This window comes from Pseudomonas sp. TH49 (genome assembly GCF_016650625.1).
Lineage (GTDB): Bacteria > Pseudomonadota > Gammaproteobacteria > Pseudomonadales > Pseudomonadaceae > Aquipseudomonas > Aquipseudomonas fluorescens_H.
Map to the genome: position 1 here is coordinate 1363288 of NZ_JAEKFL010000002.1, position 9213 is coordinate 1372500.

The window sequence follows — 9213 nt, forward strand, 5'->3', positions numbered from 1 at the left end:
GCCGCTTCTTGATCGGTTGAAGAAGCCGGGCCCGCTTCGCGCGCCATCGGGGATAAATCCCCTCACTACAGGTTTACTCAGCAAAAGTGATCGTGTGCTATCAGCGATTCAACGCCGCCGCATTAGCCCGCGCCGCGTGCAGCTTCTTATAGCTGTCGATCAGACGCAGGTGACGATCCAGCCCTTCGAGCTTCATGCTGGTCGGCGTCAGGCCGTAGAAACGCACACTGCCGTTGACCGAACCAATCGCCGCGTCCATGCGCTCGTCGCCGAACATGCGGCGGAAGTTGGCCTCGTAGTCGGCCAGTTCCAGGTCTTCGTCCAGCTCCATTTCCAGACACACGTTCACCGCCTGATAGAACAAGCCGCGCTCGACGGTGTTGTCGTTGTACTGCAGGAAGGCTTCGACCAGATCCTTGGCCTGCTCGAATTTCTGCAGAGCGAGGTAGATCAGCAGGCGCAGTTCCAGAATGGTCAACTTGCCCCACGGCGTGTTGTCGTCGAACTCGATGCCGATCAGCGTGGTGATGTCGGTGTAATCATCCAGCTCGCTGTTTTCCAGGCCTTGAGCGAGGTTGCGCAGGCCGACCTTGCTCAGACTGTGCAGGTTGAGGATGTCGGCGCGGAATTGCAGGGCCTTGTTGGTGTTGTCCCAGATCAGGTCGTCCACCGGATAGATTTCCGAATAGTCCGGCACCAGGATCCGGCAGGCATTGGCGCCGAGGTCATCGTAGACCGCCATGTAGGCTTCTTTGCCCATGTCTTCAAGGATGCCGAACAGGGTTGCGGCTTCTTCGGCGTTGGAGTTTTCGCCTTGACCTGAGAAGTCCCATTCGACGAATTCGAAGTCAGACTTGGCGCTGAAGAAGCGCCACGACACCACACCGCTGGAATCGATGAAGTGTTCGACGAAGTTGTTCGGTTCGGTCACTGCCTGGCCGGAGAAAGTCGGCTGCGGCAAGTCGTTCAAGCCTTCGAAACTGCGGCCTTGCAGCAATTCGGTCAGGCTGCGTTCCAGCGCCACTTCCAGGCTTGGATGCGCGCCGAACGAGGCGAACACGCCGCCGGTGCGCGGGTTCATCAGGGTCACGCACATCACCGGGAATTCACCGCCCAGCGACGCGTCCTTGACCAGCACCGGGAAGCCCTGCTCTTCCAGCCCCTTGATCCCGGCGAGAATGCTTGGGTACTTCTCCAGCACTTCCTGCGGCACGTCGGGCAAAGCCATCTCGCCTTCGAGAATTTCGCGTTTGACCGCGCGCTCGAAGATCTCCGACAGACATTGCACCTGTGCTTCAGCCAAGGTGTTGCCAGCGCTCATGCCGTTGCTCAGGAACAGGTTTTCGATCAGGTTGGACGGGAAGTACACCACTTCACCATCCGACTGGCGCACGAACGGCAGTGAGCAGATACCGCGTTGGGTGTTGCCGGAGTTGGTGTCGAACAGGTGCGAGCCCTTGAGCTCGCCGTCGCGATTGTAAATGTCGAGGCAGTATTGGTCGAGAATCTCCGCCGGCAGCTCGTCTTTCGGGCCGGGCTTGAACCAGCGTTCGTTCGGGTAATGCACGAACTCGGCGGTGGCGATGTCCTCGCCCCAGAACTGGTCGTTGTAGAAGAAGTTGCAATTCAGGCGCTCGATGAACTCGCCCAGTGCCGAGGCCAGTGCGCCCTCTTTGGTCGCGCCCTTGCCGTTGGTGAAACACATCGGCGAATGCGCATCGCGGATGTGCAGCGACCAGACGTTGGGCACGATGTTGCGCCACGAGGCGATTTCGATCTTCATCCCCAGATTGGCGAGAATCCCCGACATGTTGGCGATGGTCTGCTCCAGTGGCAGATCTTTACCGGCGATGTAGGTACCCGCTTCAGAGGTCGAGTGCGGCATCAGCAGCGCTTGCGCATCGGCGTCGAGGTTCTCGACTTCTTCGATCACGAACTCGGGGCCGGTCTGCACAACCTTCTTCACCGTGCAGCGATCAATCGAACGCAGGATGCCCAGACGATCCTTCTCGGAAATGTCCGCCGGCAGTTCGACCTGGATCTTGAAGATCTGGTTGTAGCGGTTTTCCGGGTCGACGATGTTGTTTTGCGACAGGCGAATATTGTCGGTCGGGATGTTGCGGGTTTCGCAGTACAGCTTCACGAAGTAAGCCGCGCACAAGGCCGACGACGCCAGGAAGTAGTCGAACGGCCCCGGTGCCGAGCCATCGCCCTTGTAGCGAATGGGCTGATCAGCGATCACCGTGAAGTCGTCGAACTTGGCTTCAAGTCGAAGGTTGTCGAGAAAGTTGACCTTGATTTCCATGCGGGTTTACCAGAGAGCAGAAACGAATTGGCGGCCATTATCCGGGTTTTCAGCCTGACGTCTTGTGCTTTTGCGTAATCGCCGCCGTGTGGGCGGCCGCGTTGCGCCGGGCATCGGCACAGGCGAGCGACAAAAATGCCCTGAGCAGTGAATTTTTTCGTGTCTTCTTGTATCTGACGGAAAGAGCCTATGCCAGCAAAACAATGGCATCGAATCCGATCAGCTATGAGTGACCCGCATGAAATCAAGGAAAAACACCGTCAATCCCATCGGATTGAAAGACATCACCATTGTCGACGACGCCAAGATGCGCAAGGCGATCACCGCCGCCGCACTGGGCAACGCCATGGAATGGTTTGACTTCGGCGTGTACGGCTTCGTCGCCTACGCGCTGGGCAAGATCTTCTTCCCCGGCGCCGATCCTGGCGTGCAAATGATTGCTGCCCTGGCAACCTTCTCGGTGCCGTTTCTGATCCGTCCATTGGGTGGTTTGTTCTTCGGCGCCCTGGGCGACAAGTACGGACGCCAGAAAGTCCTCGCCGCGACCATTGTGATCATGTCGCTGAGCACCTTCGCCATCGGCCTGATTCCGTCCTATGAATCGATTGGCATCTGGGCGCCGATCTTGTTGTTACTGGCGAAAATGGCCCAGGGTTTCTCGGTCGGCGGCGAATACACCGGCGCGTCGATCTTCGTCGCCGAATACGCGCCCGACCGTAAACGCGGCTTCCTCGGCAGTTGGCTGGACTTCGGCTCGATTGCCGGTTTCGTCCTCGGCGCCGGTGTGGTGGTGCTGATTTCGACGATCATCGGCGAAGAGAAATTCCTTGAATGGGGCTGGCGCCTGCCGTTCTTCCTTGCGCTGCCACTGGGCATGATCGGCCTTTATCTGCGTCATGCTCTGGAAGAGACACCGGCGTTTCAACAGCATGTCGAGAAACTCGAGGAAGGTGATCGCGAAGGTCTGGCGGGCGGTCCGAAAGTTTCGTTCAAGGAAGTTGCGACCAAACACTGGCGCAGCCTGATGACCTGTATCGGTGTGGTGGCGGTGACCAACGTCACCTATTACATGCTGCTGACCTACATGCCGAGCTATCTGTCGCACAACCTGCACTACAGCGAAAACCGTGGCGTGTTGATCATCATCGCGATCATGGTCGGCATGCTATTCGTGCAGCCGGCGATTGGTTTTATCAGCGACAAGATCGGCCGCAAACCCTTCATTGTGGTCGGCAGCATCGGCCTGTTCCTGCTGGCGATTCCGGCGTTCATGCTGATCAACAGCGGCAAGATCGGCCTGATCTTTTCCGGCTTGCTGATCCTCGCGGTGTTGCTGAACTTCTTCATCGGCGTCATGGCCTCGACCCTGCCGGCAATGTTCCCCACGCACATCCGCTACAGTGCTCTGGCCGCCGCGTTCAACGTCTCGGTACTGATTGCCGGCCTGACGCCGACCGCCGTGGCCTGGCTGGTGGAAAGCACCAACAATCTGTATATGCCTGCCTACTACCTGATGGTGATTGCCGTGGTCGGCCTGATCACCGGCGTGACCATGAAGGAAACCGCCAACAAACCGCTGCGCGGTGCCGCACCGGCCGCGTCGGACCTTGAAGAAGCCAAGGAACTGCTCAAGGAACACCACGACAACATCGAGCAGAAAATCGAGGACATCGACGCCGAAATCGCTGAGCTGGAAGCCAAGCGCAAGGAGTTGGTGCAGCAGCATCCACGGATAAACTGATGCGATGACTGACGGCGGCCCTGCCCAGGACTGCCGTCGATCAACACCTCACAACACAAAGCCGTCACCGATCAAACGCACCAAAACCTCCCCCGCCTCACTCAATTCACCCCGTGCCCGCATCAGGCGCAACTCGTGCAGCGGCAACTCGGGAAGACCCTCCTCACTGCTCAGCACCCGCATGCCGGGTCGCACTTGCGCACGATCAACAATGCCCACCGCCAGTCCGGCCTCGATGGCTGTTTCCAGCGCGCTCGCACCGGCGCTGACAATCACTGCGCGCCACCGCCGACCCTGCTCGCTCAATGCATCCACGGCAACGCTGCGATAAGGACAACCCTTGCCGTGCAACGCCAGCGGTACCGGCCGGGTGAGATCCTGCGTGTAGTTGTGCGCGGCGACCCACACTGGCTGGGTCAGGCCCAGCATCCTTGCACAACGCGTCGATGGCGGCGCATTGGCGACGACCACCAGCAACGCCAGATCCAGTTGCCCACGCTCCAGGCGCGTACTCAGACGGCCGCTGGCACCGGTTTCGACTTCCAGCTCGATGTGCGGAAAATCTGCCGACAGGTGCGGCAACGTACAACCGAGCACCGCGCCGGCGTACTCCTCGGAAATCCCCAGGCGGACCCGCCCGCTTGCCAGCGGTGTGCTGAAACTGGCCAGTAATTGATCGTGATGGCGCAACAGTTCGGCGCTCTGCAGGGCAAAGCGTCGACCCAGCGGCGTGAGATTGACAGTCTGGTTATCGCGCTCCAGCAATCGCCCGCCCGCCAGCGCTTCCAGACGCCGCACATGCAGGCTGACCGCCGACGGACTCTTGTTGAGGAAAGTCGCGGCGGCGAGAAATTGCCCGAAGCGCACGATCGCCTGAAAGGTGCGCAACAGTTCGATATCAAGGGCTTCGGCCATGCTTGAGAATTCCTGCATCAGTGGTGCGAATCGTATCGTTTGAATGCATCAGCGGTTGATTCATATCATCGAACTCAGCCCTCTGTCAGGTGCCATTCGATGAACGTCATGCCGATTCGATTTTCACTGCTGAATTTTTGCTTGCTGATGGCGATGGTGGTCAGCTGGAGTTCCGGATTCATCGGTTATCGCTACATCGCCGATCAGGGCAGCGTGTACCTGGCCTCGTTGTGGCGATTTATGCTGGCGGCGTTGCTGTTGCTGCCCTTCGCCTGGGCTGGTTTGCGCGGTTTGCGCGGCAAGGATGTGATGCATCAGGCACTGCTGGGGCTGTTTGCTATTGGTGGCTACATCGGACCGATTGCTGCCTCGATTCAACTTGGCGTCACGCCGGGCACCGCGTCACTGTTTGCCAATCTGTTGCCGCTGACCATTGTATTGTTGGCGGGCAGCGTCCCGGGTCAGCGCACGCGCGGCTGGCAATGGCTGGGTTTGGCGTTGTGTGTGATCGGCATGCTGCTGGCCAGCGCCGCGAGTGTCGAATGGGCCAGTGCGACGCTGTGGGTCTACAGCTTGCCATTGCTGGCGGTGCTGTCGCTGGCGGCGGCCACCTTGTTTGAAAAAGCCCGCGCCGGCGTGGCAATGCCGGTCACTACAGCGCTGTTCATTCAGGTGTGTGCCGTGGTGCCGCTGTTTGCGTTGCTGGCCGGTGTCGAGGGTGAATTGCGCCCGCCCATCAGTACGGATTTCGCCAGTGGCGTGCTGTGGCTGGTGATTTTCTCGACCTTCGGCGGCTATGGGTTTTACTGGCTTTGCCTGCAGCGTTTCAGCATGCAACGCATCAGTTGCGCACTGTTTCTGACGCCACCCGTGACGCTGCTGTGGGCGTGGCTGCAGTTCGACGATCCGCTGAGTGTCAGCGCCCTGTTCGGTATTGGCTTGACCCTTTTCGGGTTGCCATTGCTCGGGAGAACGTCGAGCGATTCGAGCCTGGCGCCTGCACCCTGCACGAAACTAAATCCGCGGGCGACTAGTCACTGACTTAGCGGAGGTTGAGGCATTTCGCCAAACCTCGTTTATTGAAGATGCCAGCGTGGTCACTCATAACGATCGTCGCAACAACCTCTCGCTGGACAGCCTGAACTTCTTCCTCGCCGATGTGCGCGACGGACTCGGGCCGTATCTGGCGATTTATCTGTTGGCGGTTCACCACTGGGAGCCGGCCAGCATCGGGCTGGTGATGACCCTGGCCGGCATCGCCGCCCTTGTCACCCAGACACCCGCCGGCGCCCTGGTCGACAACACCCGTAGTAAGCGGGCAGTGATCGCAGTTGCCGCGCTGCTGGTAACCGGCAGTTGCGTGGTGTTGCCGTTCGTTACCTCCTTCAGCCTGGTGGCGATCACCCAAGCGCTGAGCGCCGCGGCAGCGTCGGTGTTCGCCCCGGCCATTTCGGCGATCACCCTCGGCATCACCGGCCCACGAGCCTTCACCCGACGCACCGGACGCAACGAAACCTTCAACCATGCCGGCAACGCCTGCGCGGCGCTGCTGGCCGGTGGTTTTTCCTACCTGTTCGGGCCGGTGGCGGTGTTTTATTTGATGGCGGTCATGGCGCTATGCAGTGTGATCGCCGTGAGCTTCGTCGATGCCAACGCGATCAACCATGATCTCGCGCGAGGCCTTGACCCCAGTGACGCTACACACGCCAAGGCGCCTTCGGGATTGGCGGTGCTGCTGACCAACAAGGCGTTGCTGATGTTCGCCATCTGTTGTGCCCTCTTCCACCTGGCGAACGCGGCGATGCTGCCACTGGTGAGCCAGAAACTGGCGCAGGTCAATCTGCAGATGGCGACGCCACTGACTTCGGCGTGCATCGTCGCCGCGCAACTGGTCATGGTGCCGGTCGCGTTGCTGGTCGGGGCCAAGGCCGATGTGTGGGGACGCAAGCCGCTGCTGCTCGCAGGCTTCCTGATTCTGCCGTTGCGCGGGGTGCTCTATACCTTGTCCGCGGATCCTTACTGGCTGGTGGCGGTACAGATGCTCGACGGCATCGGCGCGGGAATCTTCGGCGCGCTGTTCCCGGTAGTAGTGAAAGACCTGACCCTGGGCACCGGACACTTCAACATAAGCCTCGGCGCCCTTTCGACCGTGTTTGGCCTGGGCGCGGCATTGAGCAGTAGTGTCGCGGGGATTGTGTTACAAGAGGCCGGATACAACGCGGCGTTTCTGACCCTGGCGCTGATTGCCGGGCTGGCGTTTATGCTGTTGTGGCTGGCAGTGCCGGAGACATTGGCAGACCGACGCGACGCAGTTATCGCCACGGTTTGAGAGGCGCAATTTTTCGATCCTGCGCAACAACCCCTGACTCGAGGAAGGAATTTGGCCAATAACACGCTTGAGTTCAGCGACAGTGATCTGGCGCAGATGCAACGCTTTAACCGCAAGCTCGCCTGGCTGCCACGGTTTCGCATCCGCAATCGACTGACGCCACGTCTGGTCCAAGGGCTGCTGCGTGCCAGTCAGATTGTCAGCGCGGACAAGCCGGTCAAGCATGACCTTCAAGCGCAAAACACAGTGGTTTATTCGCAAGGTGCTTCAGTGCCCGTCCGAATCATCCGCCCGCAAGGAAACGCTCAAGGCGTGGTGCTCGATTACCACGGTGGCGGCTGGGTGATTGGCAATGCACAGATGAACGACGACCTCAACATCGCCATGGTCAAGGACTGCAATGTCGCCGTGGTCTCGGTCGACTATCGGTGGCGGTCGATACGCCGGTTGAGGGGCTGATGAAGGACTACCTCTGCGCCGCTCGCTGGCTGCTGAGCGACGTCTGCACAGAGTTCGCCGGCCTGCCGGTGATCGTTGTCGGCGAATCGGCGGGCGCGCACCTGGCCGCCGCAACGCTGTTGGCGCTCAAATCATCACCCGGTTTGCTGCAGCGGGTCCGCGGTGCGCTGCTTTTTTACGGTGTCTACGACCTCGCGGGTACTCCGAGCGTGCACGCAGCGACTGCTGAAACTTTGGTGCTCGACGGCCCGGGCATGGCCCAGGCGCTGCGCTTGCTGACACCGGGATTGAGCGATGAGCAACGCCGACAGGCACCGCTTTCCCCGCTGTACGGCGACTTCAGCGGGTTGCCGCCGGCACTGATGTTCACCGGTGAACTGGATCCGCTACGCGACGACACGCTCGAACTGGCTGAGCGCTGGCAGCATTCTGCGCCGGTTGAAGTACATCTGCTGCCCTCTTCCGCCCAAGGCTTTATCCATTTCCCGACTGACATGGCCAGACGTGTTCTTACCTACAGTCGGGCGTGGCTTTCACGCCAGATCGAGGCAAAACAATCAGTTAGTACCTGAATTGGCGATCAAACCACTTTCCTGCGGGCAAAACAAAACCCCAACTGCTTTCGCAATTGGGGTTTCGGAATTTAATCTTGACGATGACCTACTCTCACATGGGGAAACCCCACACTACCATCGGCGATGCATCGTTTCACTTCTGAGTTCGGGATGGGATCAGGTGGTTCCAACGCTCTATGGTCGTCAAGAAATTCGGGTACTGACTCGTGACCTGTTGGCCTCGCTTCAGCAAATCGGGTATGTGATACAGGTGTTTGTGAGCATCGCGAACTTTCGGTTCATTGCGTCTTCACACACCGCAATCTGATGCTCTCTCGAGTAGTCAAATTGCTTGGGTGTTATATGGTCAAGCCTCACGGGCAATTAGTATTGGTTAGCTCAACGCCTCACAGCGCTTACACACCCAACCTATCAACGTCGTAGTCTTCGACGGCCCTTCAGGGAACTCAAGGTTCCAGTGAGATCTCATCTTGAGGCAAGTTTCCCGCTTAGATGCTTTCAGCGGTTATCTTTCCCGAACATAGCTACCCGGCAATGCCACTGGCGTGACAACCGGAACACCAGAGGTTCGTCCACTCCGGTCCTCTCGTACTAGGAGCAGCCCCTCTCAAATCTCAAACGTCCACGGCAGATAGGGACCGAACTGTCTCACGACGTTCTAAACCCAGCTCGCGTACCACTTTAAATGGCGAACAGCCATACCCTTGGGACCGGCTTCAGCCCCAGGATGTGATGAGCCGACATCGAGGTGCCAAACACCGCCGTCGATATGAACTCTTGGGCGGTATCAGCCTGTTATCCCCGGAGTACCTTTTATCCGTTGAGCGATGGCCCTTCCATACAGAACCACCGGATCACTAAGACCTACTTTCGTACCTGCTCGACGTGT

5 protein-coding genes, 2 rRNA genes and 1 pseudogene (1 of these 8 only partly in view) are annotated in these 9213 nt (G+C 59.2%); 4 read left to right on the forward strand and 4 right to left on the reverse strand.

The features are described 5' to 3' along the window. Positions 1-100 precede the first annotated feature (100 nt). Positions 101-2305, reverse strand: a complete 2205-nt coding sequence (locus JFU48_RS23600) for an OsmC domain/YcaO domain-containing protein (RefSeq protein ID WP_103520573.1) — start codon at positions 2303-2305, stop codon at positions 101-103. A gap of 238 nt (positions 2306-2543) precedes the next feature. Here JFU48_RS23600 and proP point away from each other — a divergent pair, with 238 nt between their 5' ends. After that, positions 2544-4046, forward strand: a complete 1503-nt coding sequence (proP, locus tag JFU48_RS23605) for a glycine betaine/L-proline transporter ProP (protein WP_003224336.1) — start codon at positions 2544-2546, stop codon at positions 4044-4046. Between the two features lie 48 nt (positions 4047-4094). Here proP and JFU48_RS23610 read toward each other — a convergent pair whose 3' ends face one another. Then, positions 4095-4961, reverse strand: a complete 867-nt coding sequence (locus JFU48_RS23610; RefSeq protein ID WP_045122412.1) for a LysR substrate-binding domain-containing protein — start codon at positions 4959-4961, stop codon at positions 4095-4097. A gap of 99 nt (positions 4962-5060) precedes the next feature. On the opposite strand from JFU48_RS23610, the gene JFU48_RS23615 reads away from it, so the two are divergent. From JFU48_RS23615 to JFU48_RS23625, 3 genes and pseudogenes are all read left to right on the forward strand, one after another. Next, positions 5061-6002 (forward strand): DMT family transporter, encoded by a 942-nt coding sequence (locus JFU48_RS23615; RefSeq protein ID WP_003224333.1) that lies wholly within the window; start codon positions 5061-5063, stop codon positions 6000-6002. Positions 6003-6054: 52 nt separating this feature from the next. Next, the gene (locus JFU48_RS23620; RefSeq protein WP_201137849.1) at positions 6055-7290 is read left to right on the forward strand and encodes an MFS transporter; all 1236 of its coding nucleotides are present in this window, start codon (positions 6055-6057) and stop codon (positions 7288-7290) included. Between the two features lie 96 nt (positions 7291-7386). Then, positions 7387-8321 (forward strand): annotated as a pseudogene (locus tag JFU48_RS23625) (alpha/beta hydrolase fold domain-containing protein). Positions 8322-8396: 75 nt separating this feature from the next. On the opposite strand, the gene rrf reads toward JFU48_RS23625, so the two are convergent. Both rrf and JFU48_RS23635 read right to left on the reverse strand, forming a co-directional pair. Next, positions 8397-8512 (reverse strand): 5S ribosomal RNA (gene rrf / locus JFU48_RS23630). 154 nt (positions 8513-8666) lie between these two features. Next, a 23S ribosomal RNA gene (locus JFU48_RS23635) occupies positions 8667-9213 on the reverse strand; it runs 2345 nt beyond the window's last position.